The organism is Massiliimicrobium timonense (assembly GCF_042850985.1).
Classification (GTDB): Bacteria; Bacillota_I; Bacilli_A; order Erysipelotrichales; family Coprobacillaceae; genus Allocoprobacillus.
Map to the genome: position 1 here is coordinate 574,364 of NZ_AP031415.1, position 20,329 is coordinate 594,692.

General features: G+C 33.2%; 16 protein-coding genes. 14 read left to right on the top strand and 2 right to left on the bottom strand.

What is annotated here, in order from left to right:
* Nucleotides 1-29: 29 nt before the first annotated feature.
* The 4 genes from ACGHJ8_RS02960 to ACGHJ8_RS02975 all read left to right on the top strand — a co-directional run bounded on the left by ACGHJ8_RS02960 (nt 30) and on the right by ACGHJ8_RS02975 (nt 2,575).
* Nucleotides 30-458, top strand: a complete 429-nt coding sequence (locus ACGHJ8_RS02960) for an RNA polymerase sigma factor (protein ID WP_021374998.1) — start codon at nt 30-32, stop codon at nt 456-458.
* Nucleotides 445-693 carry a helix-turn-helix domain-containing protein gene (locus ACGHJ8_RS02965; RefSeq protein ID WP_032547283.1) on the top strand — a complete coding sequence of 83 codons (249 nt, stop codon included), beginning with the start codon at nt 445-447 and terminating at the stop codon, nt 691-693. The genes ACGHJ8_RS02960 and ACGHJ8_RS02965 overlap by 14 nt, the downstream gene beginning before the upstream one ends.
* Nucleotides 694-1,092: 399 nt before the next feature.
* The gene (locus tag ACGHJ8_RS02970; protein WP_010817916.1) at nt 1,093-1,299 is read left to right on the top strand and encodes an excisionase; all 207 of its coding nucleotides are present in this window, start codon (nt 1,093-1,095) and stop codon (nt 1,297-1,299) included.
* Between the two features lie 79 nt (nt 1,300-1,378).
* On the top strand, nt 1,379-2,575 hold the full coding sequence (locus ACGHJ8_RS02975; protein ID WP_390541601.1) for a tyrosine-type recombinase/integrase: 1,197 nt from the start codon (nt 1,379-1,381) through the stop codon (nt 2,573-2,575).
* Between the two features lie 149 nt (nt 2,576-2,724).
* Here ACGHJ8_RS02975 and ACGHJ8_RS02980 read toward each other — a convergent pair whose 3' ends face one another.
* A complete protein-coding gene (locus tag ACGHJ8_RS02980) occupies nt 2,725-2,946 on the bottom strand; it encodes a hypothetical protein (RefSeq protein ID WP_390541603.1) in 222 nt (73 codons plus the stop codon).
* An 11-nt stretch (nt 2,947-2,957) separates the two neighbouring features.
* Nucleotides 2,958-3,662: a YaaA family protein gene (locus ACGHJ8_RS02985; protein ID WP_390541605.1), complete on the bottom strand. Its 705-nt coding sequence runs from the start codon at nt 3,660-3,662 to the stop codon at nt 2,958-2,960.
* Nucleotides 3,663-3,741: 79 nt separating this feature from the next.
* On the opposite strand from ACGHJ8_RS02985, the gene ACGHJ8_RS02990 reads away from it, so the two are divergent.
* The 10 genes from ACGHJ8_RS02990 to mfd all read left to right on the top strand — a co-directional run bounded on the left by ACGHJ8_RS02990 (nt 3,742) and on the right by mfd (nt 19,995).
* Nucleotides 3,742-4,728, top strand: a complete 987-nt coding sequence (locus ACGHJ8_RS02990) for a nucleoid-associated protein (RefSeq protein ID WP_205089456.1) — start codon at nt 3,742-3,744, stop codon at nt 4,726-4,728.
* 18 nt (nt 4,729-4,746) lie between these two features.
* Nucleotides 4,747-4,983: a hypothetical protein gene (locus ACGHJ8_RS02995; protein ID WP_211962035.1), complete on the top strand. Its 237-nt coding sequence runs from the start codon at nt 4,747-4,749 to the stop codon at nt 4,981-4,983.
* 74 nt (nt 4,984-5,057) lie between these two features.
* A complete protein-coding gene (locus ACGHJ8_RS03000) occupies nt 5,058-5,273 on the top strand; it encodes a helix-turn-helix transcriptional regulator (protein ID WP_087357751.1) in 216 nt (71 codons plus the stop codon).
* 305 nt (nt 5,274-5,578) lie between these two features.
* Nucleotides 5,579-7,450 carry a 1,4-alpha-glucan branching protein GlgB gene (gene glgB / locus ACGHJ8_RS03005; protein WP_390541608.1) on the top strand — a complete coding sequence of 624 codons (1,872 nt, stop codon included), beginning with the start codon at nt 5,579-5,581 and terminating at the stop codon, nt 7,448-7,450.
* 16 nt (nt 7,451-7,466) lie between these two features.
* Nucleotides 7,467-9,863 (top strand): glycogen/starch/alpha-glucan phosphorylase, encoded by a 2,397-nt coding sequence (locus ACGHJ8_RS03010; RefSeq protein ID WP_390541610.1) that lies wholly within the window; start codon nt 7,467-7,469, stop codon nt 9,861-9,863.
* Between the two features lie 448 nt (nt 9,864-10,311).
* Entirely contained in the window at nt 10,312-11,979 is a 1,668-nt protein-coding gene (locus tag ACGHJ8_RS03015) for a Na/Pi cotransporter family protein (protein WP_211962033.1), read from the top strand.
* Between the two features lie 225 nt (nt 11,980-12,204).
* Nucleotides 12,205-13,665, top strand: coding sequence for an IS1182 family transposase (locus ACGHJ8_RS03020; protein WP_241146680.1), 1,461 nt, complete (start codon nt 12,205-12,207; stop codon nt 13,663-13,665).
* A gap of 224 nt (nt 13,666-13,889) precedes the next feature.
* The gene (gene pulA, locus ACGHJ8_RS03025) at nt 13,890-15,986 is read left to right on the top strand and encodes a type I pullulanase (RefSeq protein WP_211962032.1); all 2,097 of its coding nucleotides are present in this window, start codon (nt 13,890-13,892) and stop codon (nt 15,984-15,986) included.
* A 9-nt stretch (nt 15,987-15,995) separates the two neighbouring features.
* Nucleotides 15,996-16,550, top strand: a complete 555-nt coding sequence (gene pth / locus ACGHJ8_RS03030; RefSeq protein ID WP_211962031.1) for an aminoacyl-tRNA hydrolase — start codon at nt 15,996-15,998, stop codon at nt 16,548-16,550.
* A 13-nt stretch (nt 16,551-16,563) separates the two neighbouring features.
* Complete coding sequence (gene mfd / locus ACGHJ8_RS03035) at nt 16,564-19,995, top strand: transcription-repair coupling factor (protein ID WP_211962030.1); 3,432 nt, start codon at nt 16,564-16,566, stop codon at nt 19,993-19,995.
* Nucleotides 19,996-20,329 lie beyond the last annotated feature (334 nt).

The window sequence follows — 20,329 nt, forward strand, 5'->3', positions numbered from 1 at the left end:
CCTTTTGACAAGCGAAAGGAGGTGAAAATGTGAAAAGACCCACTTCTCCGGAAGATGTTCAGAAAGTCTTTGACTGTTACTGCAAGAAGATTTTGAAGAATGAAGCAATCAATATTCAGAAGCACTACCAGCGTATGAACGATTTGCAGATTTCCTTTTCAGAACTCACGCCAGAACAACTTGCGGAACTCTCGACTTATGATGATTATTCCACGGACTATGACCTTTACAAAGTCATGGGCTACGACGTGAAAATCAAGAATGAGCTGTTAAGTGAAGCATTGCAGGAACTTTCTGAGGAAGAACGCTTTATCTTGTTGCTCTACGGTTTAGGCTTCAACGACGGCGAGATTGCCGACCTGCTGAAAATTGTACGCCGTACAGTGAACTATAAGCGTCAAAGAGGATTTGAAAAAGTCAGAAAAAGAATGGAGGAAAAACAGCATGAAGAAGAATAAAGCGGTACATAAAGGCAATGGCTTATTGCCTTACCCTGTTATCGTTTCCGCTTCACAGGGCGATATTCTGGCTATGAATGTTGTGTTATGCCATTACGAGCCATACATTGCCCGCTTGTCCATGCGAACAAGCATTGACGAATACGGCAATCCTCACACCAGCGTTGACGAGGATATGCGTAGCCGTCTGGAAGCAAAACTGATTGAGCAGGTGCTTAATTTCAAAGTAGCATAAACCAACGTCCTATTACAGAGTGACGCATTATCCCCTTTCCTGCGTCCTCTCTGGGGCTTGTATATCTATCAAAGTCTATATGACCTCATATGGGCTTTGACAGGCGTATAAGCCGTTGCGGTCTTTGACAACTGAATAAAGCAGACAGATACGTTTGTGATACAGCGAGCCACGGGGACTGTACGCCATGACCTTTCCAAAAGAGAGCGAGCGACCCACGCAGTGATCCGAGAGCGACCTTTGGAAAAGTCGCCCCGCCATGACCTGTATTCACAGGATAATGATACGTCCCAGAGGTGGTTTTGCTCATAGGAATGAGATTGGTTGAGATACCAGCGGAGCTTTTCCAGAGCCGTCTGTCTGCTTCCAAAAGACACACAGTAAAGGGGGTGCTTATACATGACGAACAATACTGATGTGCCTATCTGGGAAAAGTACACGCTGACGATTGAGGAAGCGTCAAAATACTTCCGTATCGGGGAAAAGAAATTGCGTAAGTTGGCAGAGGAAAATCTCGACGCTGGCTGGGTGATTGTGAATGGAAACCGTGTGCAGATTAAGCGAAAACAGTTTGAAAAAATCATTGATACATTGGACGAAATCTAATGTCAGCGAGCCGTAGATATGATATAATAAAGTATAACGTATCAACGGCTCATTCCTTGACGGAAAGGAGCTTCGCACTATGTCTAATGTAAAGAGAAAAGACAATAAGGGACGCAATTTACGACTTGGAGAGAGCCAGAGAAAAGACGGAAGATACGTTTACAAATATACCGATATATACGGGAACCCACAGTTTAAGTATGCTTGGAAACTTGTTCCGACAGACAAGACACCTGCAGGGAAACGTGAAGATTTGTCGTTGAGAGAAAAAGAAAAGCAGATTAAGAAAGACCTTGCCGACGGTATCAATACCATAGGCGGGAAAATGACAGTCTGCCAGCTCTACGCAAAGAAGAACAGCCAGAGAAAAAATGTGAAACGCAACACAGAAAAAGGTCGCCAGTACCTTATGAAAATTCTGGAAAACGACCCTCTGGGTGCAAGGAGCATTGATACAGTGAAGCTATCAGACGGTAAGGAATGGGCTATGCGAATGTATGAGAATGGCTTTTCCTACAAGACGATTAGCAATTACAAGCGTTCACTGAAAGCGTCATTCTATATGGCGATTGAGGACGACTGTATCAGAAAAAATCCTTTCAGCTTCAAATTGAGTGACGTTCTGGAAGATAATTCAGAGCCTAAAGTCATTCTCACGCCAGAGCAGGAAGAAAAAATGCTTGCCTTTATGGAACAGGACAAGACGTACAGCAAGTATTATGATGAAGTGGTTATTCTTCTGGAAACGGGGCTTCGTATTTCTGAATTTTGCGGTCTGACAGTCCATATTGATATGGCGAACCGTATCATCAATGTAGACCACCAGCTATTGAAAGACAGCGAAATCGGCTACTACATTGAAACACCTAAGACCAAAAAAGGAGAACGTCAGCTTCCAATGACAGAAAGAGCCTATCAAGCCTTTAAGCGAGTGTTACAGAACAGAGGAAAGGCAGAGCCTATCATCATAGGCGGTTACAGCAATTTCCTGTTCCTAAACCAAAAGGGCTTCCCTAAAGTGGCTGGAAACTATGAGAGTATGTTGCGTGGGCTTGTGAAGAAATACAACAAGACACATAAAGACCAGCTACCCAACATCACACCACACTCATTCAGACATACCTACTGTACGAACATGGCAAACAAAGGAATGAACCCGAACACCCTGCAATATATCATGGGACACGCAAACATCACCATGACATTAGGGTACTACGCACACGGTACTTTGAATTCAGCAAAAGCAGAACTTGAAAGGCTGGCTCTTGCTTCTTAAATCGGTGATTGTACTACTCATTTACTACTTTTGGTTGCATTTTCATGCTGGTAAATGCCAGCTTATGCAGAGTATCTTCCAAAAGGAAAATGCCGATAAAGCCCTAAAATACAGGCTATACCGACATTTACCAGCTTATGAAAAGATAATCAGAAAATTAGTGAGTTTTTAATAATAACATAGCTACAACAAATAATAATAGCCCCAATAAGAGCAATCCCACTATATATGGGCATCAGATAGGAGAGTACATATTCATCTCCACCTACAATAAGAAATGATAGAATATAAGATAAAAAATAAGAGTTCAAGATAAACAACCCTATAAAAGATCCAATTCCAATAACGATAACTTTTTCACTTTTTAACACAATAGTCTCCTTTACATATTTTTGACGAAGGCAAGAGTACCTTCTTGATTATAATCTGGCTGATATGTAAAACCATCAATATTGATTGTTTTCAATTCATCCAATGTTTTGATCTCATTTAAAATCATCTGATTTAACATTTGACCTCTGGCTTTTTTGATAATCATAGCGTTTCTTTTCATTTTCCCATGATCGTTGATAATGAAATCTATAAAATAAATATGAGGATGTCTTAACATATTGGTAAATTCTTTAGAAGCTAAAGAAATAATGAAATCAACTTGTTCAAAATATTGATATAAAGGTGTATACCAATAATCATATAAGTTGATATGATCAGGTTTCATTGTCATATCTAAACGATAAGGCGTTATTAAAGTATTGTATTTTAAAACACCATAGTAAGCATCTAAAATACATAAGTGTTCAGATAAGTAGTCTTGATGATTCATATAAGATGCTAATTCAAGTTGTTTAAAAACTGTTCCTTGATAAAAAGCTAAAGCAGGATGAGCAGTCTGTTCATCATGAAAATACTGATAAACTTGAGTTGCCTGTTTATAAGATATTTTCATGAGCTGACATAACTGTTCATCATTATATTGTTTTAAAATGTTTGTAAGATATTGTGTTTCTTCTTGAAACAAAGGTTCACTACCAACAAAAGGAACCTTTTGATATTTCATTGTTTTACTTGGGGCAATGACAATTTTCATATTATTTCACCTCGAGATTATTATAAAGTATTTAATGTCTTCGATAAAGAAATATGTTATAATTTTGCAGGGTGATAATGTGAATACAATTGTAATCAATAAAATATTAATGCATATGCTGGATTTTGAACATCGTAAGATTTATCATTCTACTGATTTTGTAGACATGAATGAAACATCTATAGATTATTATCGTAAAAAAGTAGAGAAAGCCTTAAATTCTCCTTCTTTAAAAGAATTAACGGTTGGTTCTTTACATGAGATGATGTTAAGAAGTGAAAAAATGATTGAAAGTCAAGAAGAATTTATCAAACAGGCTCATGAAATGACGGACAAATTATTTGCTTTAGGCTCAGTGATTGAAGAAATGCCTAACAGTAATGTTTTATTTGTAGATTGTTATAAAAACGGGGAAAGATATGTCGGTGCTTTAAAACTGAATTATCGTTATATTCCCATGAGTGTGATTGATGAAAACAATATTCGTATTACTAAAAAACAGGTTTTACCAACAATGGGTTCACCGGTAGATGAAGCGATTATTGTGAATGTGGATGCGAAAAAGTTATTTTTAATTGAAAAGAAATATAACATTGATGGGAAATTGGATTTTTATTTAAATGCACAGTGGATTAAAGGTGAAGAAAAGCTAACAGATAAGCAGAAAATATCAACCATGAAAAAAGTTGTGAGAAAGATGGATGATATTTATAATGTTAATGATGGAAAAGCGTTGCCTTTAATGAAACATGAAATACAGGAAAAAATTGATACTAATCAACCTGTTAAACCTTTAGAAATTGTCAAAAAGGTATTAGAAAAAGATGGACAGGCACAAGAAGAAAGTGAAATTATGATGAAAGACTTAGGAATTGGTGAAGAAGATCAGATTGAAAGTTTATCATTAACAGCTATGGATAAATGTAAACTGGTATTAGATGATGAAATTGAGATTAGTTTACCAATTGAGGAATATCTATCTGGTGATAAGGTGGAAAAGGTTAAACAGGAAGATGGAACATATTCTATTTTATTAAAAGATGTTAGTGAAGTGATTGTAAAGTAATCTAAATGAGGGGAAAACATGAATCCAATTTTAGTATTAGATTGTGAAAAATGTATCCGTTGTAGTTGTTGCATTGACACATGCCCAATGGATGATGTGACAACAGATGATGAGGACTATCCTGCTTTTCAAAGAATATCTTGTATCTGTTGTTATATGAATGAAACAACATGTCCACAACAAACTATTATAATTCAAGATGAATGTTTTGATAGAAAGTATGATTTGAAATCATGCTTTTTATTATTGTCTTGATATTTCATAGTTACTTTTTTCAATATATTCATCATCTTAAGAAATGGGCATAATAGTATAAAGGTTGTGATACGATGATCAGTTATGCTCCATTATTTAAGACAATGAAAGACAAATCCATAACAACATATACTTTGATTCATGTCCATGGATTGAATTCAAGAACAATTCATAATATTAAACATGGCAAAGGAATTTCAACTTTTACTTTGGAAAAACTATGTGTGGCATTGGATTGTACACCTAATGATGTTATTGAATTTATTAAAGAAGATAATCAAAAAATATAAGAGTTTATGAATGTTATAAGGATTCGATAGTTAAATTTCGAATCTTTTTTTACAAACTTATATCAAAGTATATATTGATTTTTTTAATTGATAATGAAACAGTTATGATTATTTTAATAGTATACTCAATAGGCAACAAAAAAACTTTAAAATATGAGTTATTGTTTGTTATGAGAGGATAAAAGAAATATTAAGAATTTGCATATATATTCTTGTATTTCTTTTTTTGTTTATTCGCTATAAATAAAAAGAGTGATTTTTTAAGCGTTTTCATGTATAATAAAAACTATGAAAGGGGTTTGACTATGGCACAATTAGATAACTTTTTGATTCAGCTTTTCCATGAAGGAAACTGTTTAGAGATGTATAAAGTTTTTGGTGCACATTTTGAAGAAATGGATGGGCAAAAAGGTGTAAGATTTACTGTTTATGCTCCAAATGCTAGAAGTGTGCAGGTTGTAGGTGATTTCAACAAATGGAATGGTGAAAATCACTATATGGAAAAATATACAGATGGTGGTATATATACTTTATTTATTCCTAAAATCAAACAATATGATACATATAAATATCGTATTGAAATACCTAATGGTTCTTGGGTGGATCGTGCTGATCCTTATGCTTTCTTTAGTGAATTAAGACCGGGAACAGCTTCTAAGGTTTATAAAATTGATGGTTTTAGATGGGCTGATAAACGTTGGTTAAATAAGCGCACAAAGAATTTTGATAAAGTTTTGAATATCTATGAAGCTAATATTGGTTCATGGAAAATGAAAAAAGATTTTACTGATGAAGAAGATGGTGAATATTGCAGCTATGAAGAAATGATTGATCAGATCATTCCTTATGTTGTAGAAAATGGGTTCTCACATATTGAATTAATGCCTTTAACTGAATTTCCTTTTGATGGGTCATGGGGATATCAGGCAACAGGATATTTTAGTGCAACAAGTCGTTACGGTAATCCAAAACAATTAATGGCATTTATCAATGCTTGTCATAAAAATAATATTGGCGTGATTATGGATTTTGTACCTGCTCATTTTGTAAAAGATGGACATGGATTGCATCAATTTGATGGGGGCTTTGTTTACGAATATCCAGATATCAATTTAAGATATACAGAATGGGATAGCTGTTATTTTGATTTGGGTAGAGAAGAAGTACGTAGTTTCTTGATGTCTTCTGTTCATTTCTGGGCGAATTACTTTCATGTGGATGGTATTCGTTTTGATGCGATTAGTAATTTGATTTATTGGAAAGGAAATAAAGAACGTGGTGTCAATGATGGTGCCATTGAATTCATGAAACGTATGAATTCGCATATGAATGGATTATTTCCTGGTGTCATGTTGATTGCGGAAGATTCAACTGATTATCCAAATGTCACAACAGCTCCACAATCTGGAGGACTTGGATTTGATTATAAATGGGATTTAGGTTGGATGAATGATACATTGGCTTATTTTAAAAAGGATCCAATTTATCGACAATACCCAGATGTTCACAATAAACTGACTTTTTCTATGATGTATTTCTATCGTGAAAATTATATTTTGCCTTTCTCACATGATGAAGTGGTTCATAGTAAAGGCACAATTCTAGATAAAATGTGGGGGAATAATGATCAGAAATTTGCTCAGTGTAAGTCTTTATACTTATATATGATGACACATCCAGGTAAGAAATTAAACTTTATGGGAAATGAGCTGGCTGAATATAAAGAATGGGATGAAAAGAAAGCATTAGGATGGGTATTATTAAAATATCCACAACATGATTCATTCCATAGATATTTTAGTGATTTAAATCATCTGATTTTAAAACATCCGGCTTTATATCAATACGATTACTATCCAGAAGGATTTGAATGGTTAGTTGTGGATGATATGAAACAAAGTGTCTTTGCTTATGCACGTTATGCACCGGATGGGGAAGTGCTTGTTTGTGTTATGAACTTTGTAGGAAATACACATCATGGTTATCGTATTCCTGTTCCTGTAGCAGGAACTTATAAGGAAATCATTAACACAGATACAGATTATTACACTGGTAGCAATTTTACGAATAAACGTGCTATTAAATCACAAAAAATACACGCTGTAAACAAAGAAAATTCGATTTTGGTTGACATTGCACCATTTTCGAGTATGATATTTGAATTGAAAAGAAAATAGTTGAGGGAGACGAGATATGTTTAAGACAAAAGAAGAATTTAAATATGAATTTTCAAGAAGAATTATCGAATCTTACGGACGTACAGTTGAGGAGTCACATATTACTGAAAAATTTATGACACTTGAAAGAATGGTTCGTGACTATGCTTCTGTCAATTGGGCTATGACAAAAATGGCAACAAGAACAAATTATCAAAAACAGGTTCATTATTTCTCTATGGAGTTTTTGATTGGACGTTTACTAGTCAACAACATGATGAATTTAGGAATTTATGAAATCGCTAAAGAAGGATTAGCTGATTATGGTATTAATATTCATGATTTGGAAGAATTGGAATCTGATGCAGGTCTTGGAAATGGTGGTTTAGGAAGATTGGCTGCTTGTTTCATGGACTCATTGGCTTCACTTTCTTATCCAGCTTTTGGAAATACAATTCGTTATGAATATGGTTTATTTAAACAGAAAATTGAAAATGGATATCAAGTTGAAGTTCCTGATCAATGGTTAAAATTAGGAAATATGTGGGAAGTGAGAAAACCTAAACATGCTGTTGATGTTAAATTCTGGGGACGTGTTGTATGGAATGAAGAAACTGGAAAATGGGATCATGTGGATGCTGAATGTGTCAGAGCGGTTCCTTATGATATGCCAATTGTTGGTAATGACACAACTGTCACTAACACACTTCGTTTATGGCATTCAGAACCAAGTGATGAAATTCCATCTAATAAAGATTTTAGACAATATGCTCAAGAAGTCAGAGATATCTGTCAGACATTATATCCTGATGATTCAACACTTGCTGGACGTACATTACGTTTAAAACAACAATATTTCTTTGTATCAGCAGGATTACGTGCTATTATTAAAAATCACTTAAGAGTGTATCCATCTTTATCTAATTTCCATGAAAAGAATGTTATTCAGTTAAATGATACACATCCAGTTTTGGTTATTCCTGAATTAATGCGTATTTTAATTGACGAATATGATATGGATTGGGATGAAGCATGGCATATTACAACACAGACATGTGCTTATACAAACCATACGATTTTATCTGAAGCATTGGAAAAATGGCCAATTTCAACAATGCAGGCATTACTTCCAAGAGTTTATCAGATTATTGAAGAAATCAATAGAAGATTTATTGGTTATGTGAAACATATTAGTGATAATGATGAAGATTTATTAAATCGTGTGATGATTTTAAAAGATGGTCAAGTGCATATGGCACACCTTGCGATTGTTGGAAGCTTTAGTGTCAATGGTGTTGCCAGACTTCATACACAAATTTTAATGGAACAGGAAATGAAAGACTTCTATTTCTTATATCCAAAGAAATTCAATAACAAAACAAATGGAATTACACATCGTAGATGGTTGGCTTACTCTAATCCAGAATTAACTTCATTATTAAATGAAACAATTGGTGATGATTGGATTAAACATCCAGAAGAATTAGAAAAACTCATGGATTATGTAGATGATTCCATTGTTCAAGGTAAATTCTACAATGTGAAACAACAAAGAAAACAAGTTTTAGCTGATTATATTTATAAACACAATGGTATTAAAGTTGATGTGAATAGTATTTTTGATATTCAAGTCAAAAGACTACATGCCTATAAACGTCAGTTATTAAATATTATGCATGTGATTTACTTATATCAACAAATGAAGATGAATCCTGAATTTAAGATTTATCCAAGAACATTTATCTTTGGTGCAAAAGCAGCTCCTGCTTACTATTTTGCAAAGAAAGTTATCAAATTAATCAACAGTGTTGCTGATGTTGTGAATAATGATCCAGATACAAATGCTTATTTAAAGGTTGTCTTTATTGAAAACTATGGTGTTACAATTGCTGAAAAGATTATGCCTGCTGCAGATGTTTCTGAACAGATTTCTACAGCTGGAAAAGAAGCAAGTGGAACAGGTAACATGAAGTTCATGATGAATGGTGCTGTCACTGTAGGGACACTTGATGGTGCAAATGTAGAAATTGCTGAACGTGTTGGCGATGACAATGTGATTATCTTTGGTTTAAAAGATAATGAAATCAATGAATTAAGATGGAATGGACAATATAATGCATGGGATTATTATAATAATGATCCTCGTATTAAAAATGTTGTTGATTCATTAGTTGATGGAACATTCCATGCTTCAAGAGAAGAATTTAGAATGATTTTTGATGAATTGATGAATCGTAATGATGAATACTTCTTATTTGCAGATTTTGAAGCTTACTTAAAAGCACAGGCAAAAGTTGATGAATTGTATCGTGATCGCGCAAAATGGTCTAAGATGTGTCTTGTCAATATTGCACAGTCTGGATATTTCTCATCAGATCGTACAATTGAAGAATATGTAAAAGATATCTGGAAATTAGATAGAGTGAAAAGATAAAAACAGAAAACCAATGAAGTAAGGTCACTTATTTTGTTGGTTTTTTATATTTCTAAAAAATTGAAAAGTCATGAAAAAATATAGCTAATATTATTGAAAATTTTAATTCTATAAACTATATTTACATTCATTGTGGAGGGTGAAGTCTGGAAAAGATAATACAGTTTAGTATAGTGCATTAAATAACTTATTAAAAAATGAAAGCTATCATATTCAAAAAAAGCTTATGGTTTATCTAATGAAAGACAAATAAAAGTCAAAAGGAAAATTATTTATATACTCATATATTTTATAATATTCTTTTAGAAAGGAATATTCAAAGCAGTTATTGTCCCTGCTTTGTTTTATGTACAAATAATCAACATTTATTGTCTAGAAATGTTAAAATTATGTTTACAATATATTAAGATTATGTTAAGTTTTATTTGTATGTAAATAGGAGGAACAGATGGAACTGACAAATATATTCTCAATGTTAGGTGGTTTGGCTTTATTCCTTTATGGGATGACAATGATGTCAAATGGTTTAGAGCTGGCTGCCGGGAATAAGATGAAGTCAATTTTGGAAAAATTGACAACAAATCGTTTTTTAGGAACAATAGTTGGTGCTTTAACGACAGCGATTATGCAATCATCTTCAGCAACAACAGTTATGGCAGTAGGATTTGTGAATGCTGGATTGATGCAGTTGAAAAATGCTGTATGGGTGATTATGGGAGCCAATATTGGAACAACCATTACAGGGCAGCTGATTGCCTTGGATATTACAGTATTAGCACCGATTATTGCTTTTGTTGGGGTTGTTTTGATAGCATTCTTTAAAAGCAAGAAACTTGATGCTTTTGGAGAAATCATTGCTGGTTTAGGTATTTTATTTATGGGAATGGAAATGATGTCAACGGCGATGATACCTTTACGTGATTCTCCAGAATTTGCGAGTCTTGTTGCAAACTTCCAGAACCCATTGATTGGTATTCTTGTGGGGGCAGTCTTTACAGCAATCATTCAATCATCTTCAGCATCAGTTGGTATTTTACAGGCTTTAGCGATGAGTGGCGTTGTCACACTCCCATCAGCAATCTATGTTTTATTTGGACAAAACATTGGAACATGTATCACGGCTGTATTGGCTTCAATTGGTGCTAATCGTAATGCGAAACGTACAACAATCATTCATTTATCATTTAATATCATTGGAACAATTATCTTTGTGATTGTTAGTATGTTGACACCATTTGCATCGTTTATGGCATCATTGACACCAACAAATGTTGTTGCTCAAATTGCTAATGTTCATACGGTCTTTAATGTTGTTACAACAATCATTTTATTACCTATTGGTGAAAAGCTGGTTGATTTATCATTTATTATCTTACCAGAAAAACCAGAACTGGAAGGAAAGATGCAGTTGAGATATCTGGATTTTGGTATCTTTACAAATGATTATCATATTGGGACAAGTGCAATAGCGAATACACAATTATTCAATGAAACACAAAACATGTTGAATGTAGCAATTGATAATGTCAGAAAATCATTTGAACTTTTGATAGAGTTCAAGGAAGACAAATATGAAAAGCTACAAAAGAATGAAGAATATATCAACTATCTCAATAAAAATATTGTAGACTTTACAACAAATGCGATTTCAACAGAATTTCCAATAGAAGGATCACAGGCTATTGGTTTATTCATGAAGATATCATCAGACATTGAAAGAATTGGAGATCATGCGGTGAACATAGCTCAAAGGGCCGAGCTGCTTCAAAGTGAAGACAGACGATTCTCACATGAAGCCATGGATGAGATAGGAATCATGAGCAGTCTTTGTGTCAATATACTAGATGAGCTGAGAATCATGAACTATGATGAGTTCAGTAGCATTGTAGACAAAGTTGATGTAATAGAAGAGAACATAGACAAGACACATCATCAGTTTACAGTGAATCAGCTTAAGAGGTTAAAAGATAAAAAATGTACAACAGAGAACAGTGTTGTCTATACAAAGATTCTTACAGATTTTGAAAGAATTGGAGATCATGGATTGAACATAGCCGAAGGTTTCTATAAAGCCAGAGAAGCAATGAAAGCTATGAAGATGATAGAACATCAATAAAAAGCAGATATACCTATTGAAAGGTATATTTCAGGCTGTTGACAAAGTAAAAAGTCAACAGCTTTTAGTTTTCAAATAGAAAAATATATGGTATTATATCTATTGTCGTGGATGACTTCGTTCCAAATATGCAAATTTTGAGGCTCCACGACTTTTTATTTTACCACTATATCATGAAAATATGGTATAATGTAAATGCATATTTGGAGGTAAAATATTATGGCAATGACATGTTTAAACAATCGAAAAAATGACAGCTTGATTTTGAGTACTATAGATGAATTAGTACCATTGGATCACAAGGTAAGAGAGCTTGAAGAAGCTATTGACTGGAATTTCATATATCCTCTCGTTAGACCTTTATATAGTTCTTTTGGCAGACCAAGTATTGACCCGGTGGTACTTTTTAAAATGCTTTTTATCAACTTTGCATTTGGTATTCATTCCATGAGAAGAACATGTGAAGAAACAAAGGTGAACCTTGCCTACAGATGGTTTTTAGGGTTGTCCATTGATGATGAGGTTCCAAACTACTCAACATGGTCACAGAACTACATCAGAAGATATGGAGATTCTGAAGTTTTCGATGAGATTTTCAAAAAAATTATTGAAGAAGCCATCGCATATGATTTTGTGGATCTTGATACGGTATTTGGAGATGGAACACATCGAAAGGCCAATGCCAATAATAGAAAACATGAAAATAAGGCTGTAGAAATAGTAAAGAAATACTATGACGATGAACTTCTGGAGGAAATCAACAAGGATAGAAAAGCCCATGAGAAAAAGCCAATAAAGGAAACAAAGGATATAGAACTTGCATATGACGAAGAAACAGGTGAACTCATTGAAGGAAAAGGAACAAAATCAATAAAGGTAAGCAAGACAGATCCGGAAAGCGGATGCTTTCATAAGGGAGAAAAACAGAAATGCTTTGCATATACAAATCTAACATTCTGTGATAGACACGGATTTGTACTGCATAATACAGTGGCACCAGGCAATCAGCACGATAGTGTTGTTTTTCATGATGCATATAGAAAGCTGTTGAACACCTATGGAGATTTAATACATAACATCAGTTTAGATGCAGGATTCATGACACCAGCAATATGTCGAGAAATCATAGAAGATGGAATCAGAGCATATATGCCATATAAAAGACCCATGACAAAAAAAGGATACTTCAAGAAATATGAATATGTCTATGATGAAAAGTTGGATATTTATATATGCCCCAATAACAAGGATTTGAAATATACTACAACAAACAGATCAGGATACAGGGAATACAAATCAAATCCAAAGGACTGTGAAGGATGTCCATTTTTAGAGAAATGTACACAGAGCAAAAATCATCAGAAGGTCATCACAAGACATGTATGGGAGGAATATAGAGAAATAGCAGATGAGAACAGATATACACCAGAATGGAAAGATATCTATCCACTAAGAAAAGAGACGATAGAAAGAGTCTATGCAGATTGCAAAGAAAAGCATGGACTAAGATTCACAAGATTAAAAGGACTAAAGAAAAATCAACAGGAATCGTTGATTATTTTTGGCTGCCATAATTTAGGCAAATTAGCGAGAATGAAGAAAAGGAAAGGACTCATAAATATTCCTTCACCCAATAAAAAAGAAGGAAATATAAGGAAAACAATACAAATTTATCAATTTTCATAAAAAAATAAAAGAAGTGGTAGATTTAATAAAAAATTCTACCACTTTGTCAACAGTCTGAGATATACCTATTGAAAGGTATATTTGTTTTTTTATATGACAATTGATATAAAGTATCAAACCTAAACAAGAAAAGTAAAGGGGTTACATTCTTTGATAGTTTTTTAGATTTGTTTATGTTATACTTGGAATGGTTAATAGTCGTGTTAAAGAGAAAGGATGGTTATATGGAAGAAAGTGCAGTAAGGATGAAAGCTTATGCAGTTGCTTTTGATGAGATTAGAGTTTACTTATCTAAAGGATATTATAATGGCATTAGTAGCCAATTTTATATTAAAAATATTGAAAATGATGAATTGATACCACTGAATGGAGATTCGTTGAATAATAGTAGTCAGGACGGATTTCAGGAATATGTATTTCATACCAATTTTACAATGGGAAAAGTTTATAAGGTTGTTGATGCTTATGGATTAAGCTGTTTTCTTGACTTTTCAAGATTATCTCTTTGTGAGCAATTTGATGAATTATATTTTTATGATCGTGATGATTTAGGAAGCCAATATACAAAAGAAAAAACAACATTTAAAGTATGGGCACCACTTGCGACAGGTGTAATTTTAAAAATCATGAAGTGGAATGGGGAAACAGAATTGTTTCCAATGAAAAGACAAAAGAAAGGTGTATATTTTGTTGAAGTTCATGAAGATTTAGAGTTAGAACAATATGTTTATTTGATTCGTCATACAAATAGTTATGAAGTGACATTGGATCCCTATGCTTATTCTTCATCTTCTAATGGACATGCGAGTATCATTGTTGATTTAAATACCGTTCCATGTCGTCGTTTCCAGTTACCACCATTAGAAAAAATGACTGATATGATTATTTATGAAACAAGTGTCAGAGATTTTTCTATGTCATCAACAAGTGGAATGAAAAATAAAGGAAAATTTTTAGCTTTTACTGAACTCAATACATCAACAGATAGTGGTAATCCAACAGGATTAGATTATTTATCATGTCTGGGAATTACTCATTTACAGTTGATGCCAATTGCTGATTTTGCGACAGTGGATGAAAAGAATCCTATAGAACTTTATAATTGGGGATATGATCCTCTAGCGTACAATGTGACAGAGGGAAGTTATGTTACAGATCCAGATGATGGATATATGCGTATTACAGAAGCTCAGCGTATGATTGAAGCTTTACATTCACGTGGTATTCGTGTTGTCATGGATGTTGTGTTTAATCATATGCATGATGTCAATATCAATGCTTTAGAAAGAACGGTTCCACATTATTTCTTTAGAAGAAATCAAGATGGAACACTATCTAATGGCTCATGGTGTGGTAATGATTTAAATACAACAGCTTTAATGTGTCGTAAATATATTCTAGATATGTGTAAACGTTGGCAGGTTTTATATGGTATTGATGGTTTCCGTTTTGATTTAATGGGGATTATTGATCAAGAAACAATCAAACTTGTAGATGCTCAAGGGAAAGCTTTAGATCCATCCTTTGTTGTTTATGGAGAAGGGTGGAATATGGCAACAGCATTAGATGAATCCATGCGTACAACCATTCAAAATAATCATAAGACACCTTATATTGGTTTCTTCAATGATTTCTTTAGAGATACTTTAAGAGGAACAAACCAGATGGAAACAAAAGGATATTTTTCTGGTGATACGTATAAAACAAATGATGCAATGAAAGCTATATGTAATCTAGATATGTTTGCGAAAATTACGCAATCAATTAATTATGTAGAATGTCATGATAATGCAACATGTTATGATAAATTACAGATTTCTAATTATGATGAGTCTGAAAAAATGCGAAAAAGACGTGCTCGTCTAATGATGGCTGCTGTTATCTTATCACAGGGTGTTCCTTTCTTGCATAGTGGACAGGAGTTTTTTAGGACAAAAGGTGGTCTTTCCAATACATATAATGCGGGAGATCAAGTCAATGCTTTGGATTGGAACCGTAAGGATATGGAAATTGATACAACACAGTTTGTACAGTTTTTAATTCATTTAAGAAAAAATAATCCTTGTTTTAGATATGGAAGTTATGATATGATACGTAAAAATGTCAAAACAGAAAATATTGATCATCGTATGATTAAATATTCATTGCATCAAAATGATGGTGAGTATAAAGATTTTATCATTTATTTTAATGCTTCTTTAGAAACGATTTCTGTTGAGGTAGAAGATGGTTTTACACTTCTATATCATAGTGAAAAAGGTAAAATACTAGATCATCATCTAGATGTCAATGGTGTTTGTTGTGCGATATTAGTAAGATAGGAGTTGTTTATGAAATTAATTGTTGGATTAGGAAATCCGGGCAAAGAATATACATTGACAAGACATAATGTAGGATTTATGGTGATGGATGCTTTAGCAGATTATTGGCATGTATCAATCAACACAAAGAAATTTAAAGGTGAATATGTCAAAGTGAAGTATCAAGGTGAGGATGTCATATTATTAAAACCATTAACATATATGAATAATTCCGGTGAATCTGTGATTCAAGTCATGAATTATTTTAAAATAGATGTTGATGATTTAATTGTGATTTATGATGATATGGACATGCCAACTGGAAAATTACGTTTAAGACAAAGTGGCAGTGCTGGAGGGCATAATGGGATGAAAAGCATTATTGCTCATGTGGGGACACAGAATTTTAAACGTATTCGAGTGGGCATTGATAAACATGCTTATATACCTGTTGTTGATTATGTTTTGGGGCGTTTTACAAAGGAGCAGCAGCCAATGATTGAAAAAGGAATTCAAGATGCAAAAGAGGCTGTCATAACCATTCTTGATAAAGATTTTACTGCTGCTATGAATGCCTATAATTAGGAGATGATAAGATATGAAGAAGATTATTCAGATTTTGAAAAATAATCCAGCATATCTTGCAATGCTTAAAGGAAAAGGCGAGATTGTTGTATCTCACGCTAGTGATGAGGCGATTCTTATTGCTAGTGCTTTTTTCACTTGCCCAAAAATGATGCTGGTTATTAAAGATAGTTTATATCAGGCACAACTTTTATATCAGGAGCTTTACCCTTTGCTTCATCAAAAAGTTGTCTTTTTTCCATGTGATGAATCTTTGCGTGTTGAAGCTCTGGCTTCTTCTCAAGAACTTGTAGGAGAACGTATTCATGCATTGTCAAAGATTTCTTCACAACAGCCACTTGTTGTGATTTGTCATACCCAAAGTTATTTACGTTATTTACCACATCCTCAAATCTTTAAAAAACATACTCTGCATTTAGAAGTAGGAATGACGATTGATCCACTTTTTTTAAGAGAAAAGTTGATATATAGTGGTTATCAGATGATACAGAGGGTGGATGAACCTTTCTATTATTCTAAACGTGGTGGAGTTATTGATGTTTATTCTATTCAATATGATAATCCTATTCGTATAGAATTTTTTGATGATGAAATTGAAAGTTTACGTTTCTTTGACAAGAACACGCAACGCTCTTTAGAAAACGTGAAAGATGTTCTGATTTTACCAGCTACAGATATTCTTTATGATGATCAGGATATTGAAAATGTGATTTCACAGATAGAAATGATGAAAGAACAGACAGATTGTGAAGAGTATCAAGATGAACTGGATGAGGACATTTCTATTGATATAGAAGCGATTAAAAATCATCAAAGTACATCCCGTCTGTATCAATATATGGGATTGTTTCCAACATCTACGACGTTACGTTCTTATTTTGATGATGTTCTGATTTTAACATCTAGCCAAGAAAAAATAAAAACTGTCTATCATCAATATGTAGAAGAAACATTTTATTATTCTCATGAATTACAAAGTATGGGGAAAATGGTTAAAGGACTTTCTTTATATCATGAATTACCTTCACTATTAACGAAATCAGACATAGATTTTCTAGATTTTAGAGAAAATGAAAAACAAATTGTCTTTTTCACTAGAGAAGTTCAATTATCTTTATTAAATGAAGCACAACTGATTCAACAGATTAAAGATTATTTAGTTCAAAATACCATTTTAATGTGTCTGGAAAATAGTCATCAGATTCAAATGATGACGGATTTACTAGAACAACACCAACTGAGTTATACTTTGATTGGTCATGATGATCATATTTATCAAGGTATTAATATTTATATGGGGGAACTTTCAACAGGGATTGATTTTTGTGAAGAACATGTTGTCTTAATGACAGAAAAAGAATTATTTAAAGTCAATACCCAAAAGAAAAAAGGTTATATTAAATATAAAGATGCTAAAATTATTAATGATTATACGGAATTAAATATTGGTGACTATGTTGTTCATGATATTCATGGGATTGGACAATACATGGGAATTAAAACATTGGAAGTTAAAGGTTCTAAGAAAGATTATTTATATATTGCTTATAAAGGAAATGATACTTTATACATACCTGTAGAAAACTTTAAGCTAGTCAGAAAATACGCATCGAGAGATGGAAAAGTACCAAAGATTCATTCATTAAATAGTACTGAATGGCAAAAGGCGAAACAAAAAGTCAGAAAGAAAGTGGATGATCTGGCAGATCGTTTAATTGAAATTTATTCTCAAAGAATGAAACAGCCCGGTTTTGCTTTTCCAAAAGACGATGCTTTGCAGATACAGTTTGAAGAATGCTTTGGATATGAATTAACTCCAGATCAAAAAGAGGCTGTTAAAGAAATTAAGGCAGATATGGAAATGCCTCGTCCTATGGATAGATTATTGTGTGGAGATGTGGGATTTGGAAAAACTGAAGTTGCTTTACGTGCTTGTTTTAAAGCTATTTTAGGTGGTAAGCAAGTTGCTTTTCTATGTCCAACAACAATATTATCTTCACAGCATTATCATACGATGATCAAACGATTTGAAAATTTCCCTGTTCAAGTTGCTTTATTAAATCGTTTTACTTCTACCAAACAAAGAAAACAGATTTTAGAAGATGTGAAAGAGGGAAAAATTGATTTATTAGTAGGAACACATCGTATTTTATCTAATGATGTTGTATTTAAAGATTTAGGATTGTTATGTATTGATGAAGAACAACGCTTTGGTGTCAAACAAAAAGAAAAGATTAAAGAAATACGAAAAACAATTGATGTCTTGACCTTAACAGCGACACCCATACCGAGAACTTTGCAAATGTCTTTAATGGGGATTCGTGGTTTATCACAAATTGAAACACCTCCATTAAATCGTTTGCCAGTTCAGACTTATGTCATGGAAAAGAACCCACAATTAGTGAAACAAGTGATTGAAAGAGAGTTAGGAAGAAAAGGGCAAGTATTCTATTTACATAACCAGACTGCCAATATTGAAAGTGTTGCTAATGAAATTGCCAGATTAGTGCCACAGGCTCGTATTGGAATTGGACATGGAAGAATGAGTAAGGATGAACTTGAAAAAGTCATGCAGTCATTTGTTGATCATGAATATGATATTCTTGTGTGTACAACGATTATTGAAACGGGAATTGATATTCCTAATGCAAATACAATCATTATTGAAAATGCAGATCACTTTGGATTATCTCAATTGTATCAGATTAAAGGACGTGTGGGGCGTAGTGAACGTTTAGCCTATGCTTATCTATTATATGCGAAAAACAAACAAATGAATGAAGAAGCAACGAAACGTTTAAAAGCAATCAAAGAATTTGCTCAATTAGGTAGTGGTTATAAAATCGCTATGCGTGACTTATCGATTCGAGGATCAGGCGATATACTAGGAGGAGAACAGGCTGGTTTTATTGATACAGTTGGATTTGACATGTATATGAAGATTCTTCAGGAAGCCATTGATGAAAAAACGGGTGAGAAAAAAGAAGAACAGGAAGTACCAGTTCAAAATGTTCCTGTAGATGGGTATATACCAGAAAACTATGTGGAAAATGATATGGAAAAATTAAATCTGTATCAACGTATTTATAAAGCACAGCATTTAACACAGTTAAAGGCACTTGAAAGTGAGTTAAAGGATTTATATGGAACATTACCAAGAGAAGTTCAAAATATTGTATTCAAACGTCAATATGAAATCTTATGTACTGAACCATTTATTGATGAGGTCAAGGAAACGGGTAATGATGTTCAATTAATGCTGACACAGGAATTTTCTTCACATGTTGCAGGTGATCAGCTTTTTGAATTAGTCAATCGTTTATATGACAAACCACAATTAAAATATATTAAAAATGAAATTGTCATTGTCATTTCTACAACTGGAAAATGGTTACCACATACAATAGAATTATTGAATGAATTAAAGAAAATGAATGAACAATAATTTGATATCAAAGAATAGTCAACGATTAGGATAAGAGTCATATCTTTCAATATGATAACTTAAAAAACGGAATCAAAACAATGATTCCGTTTTTATATAACAAGTTTTATTGAATTTTTCTATCTTTTAGAAATCTTTTCAAAAAGAAAGCTAAAAAATAGGGGAAAGTATAGAAATATTCATTGAATCCAATGTTTTTGTTTGCAAACTTGATTGCATAATGAATATCTAAATATTGATCATCTCGAATCATAGAATTTATTTTGTGAGATTGCCTTATTTAACTATAAGTTTATCTTATCACAAAATTCAGGCTATTTTCAATGAGATACAC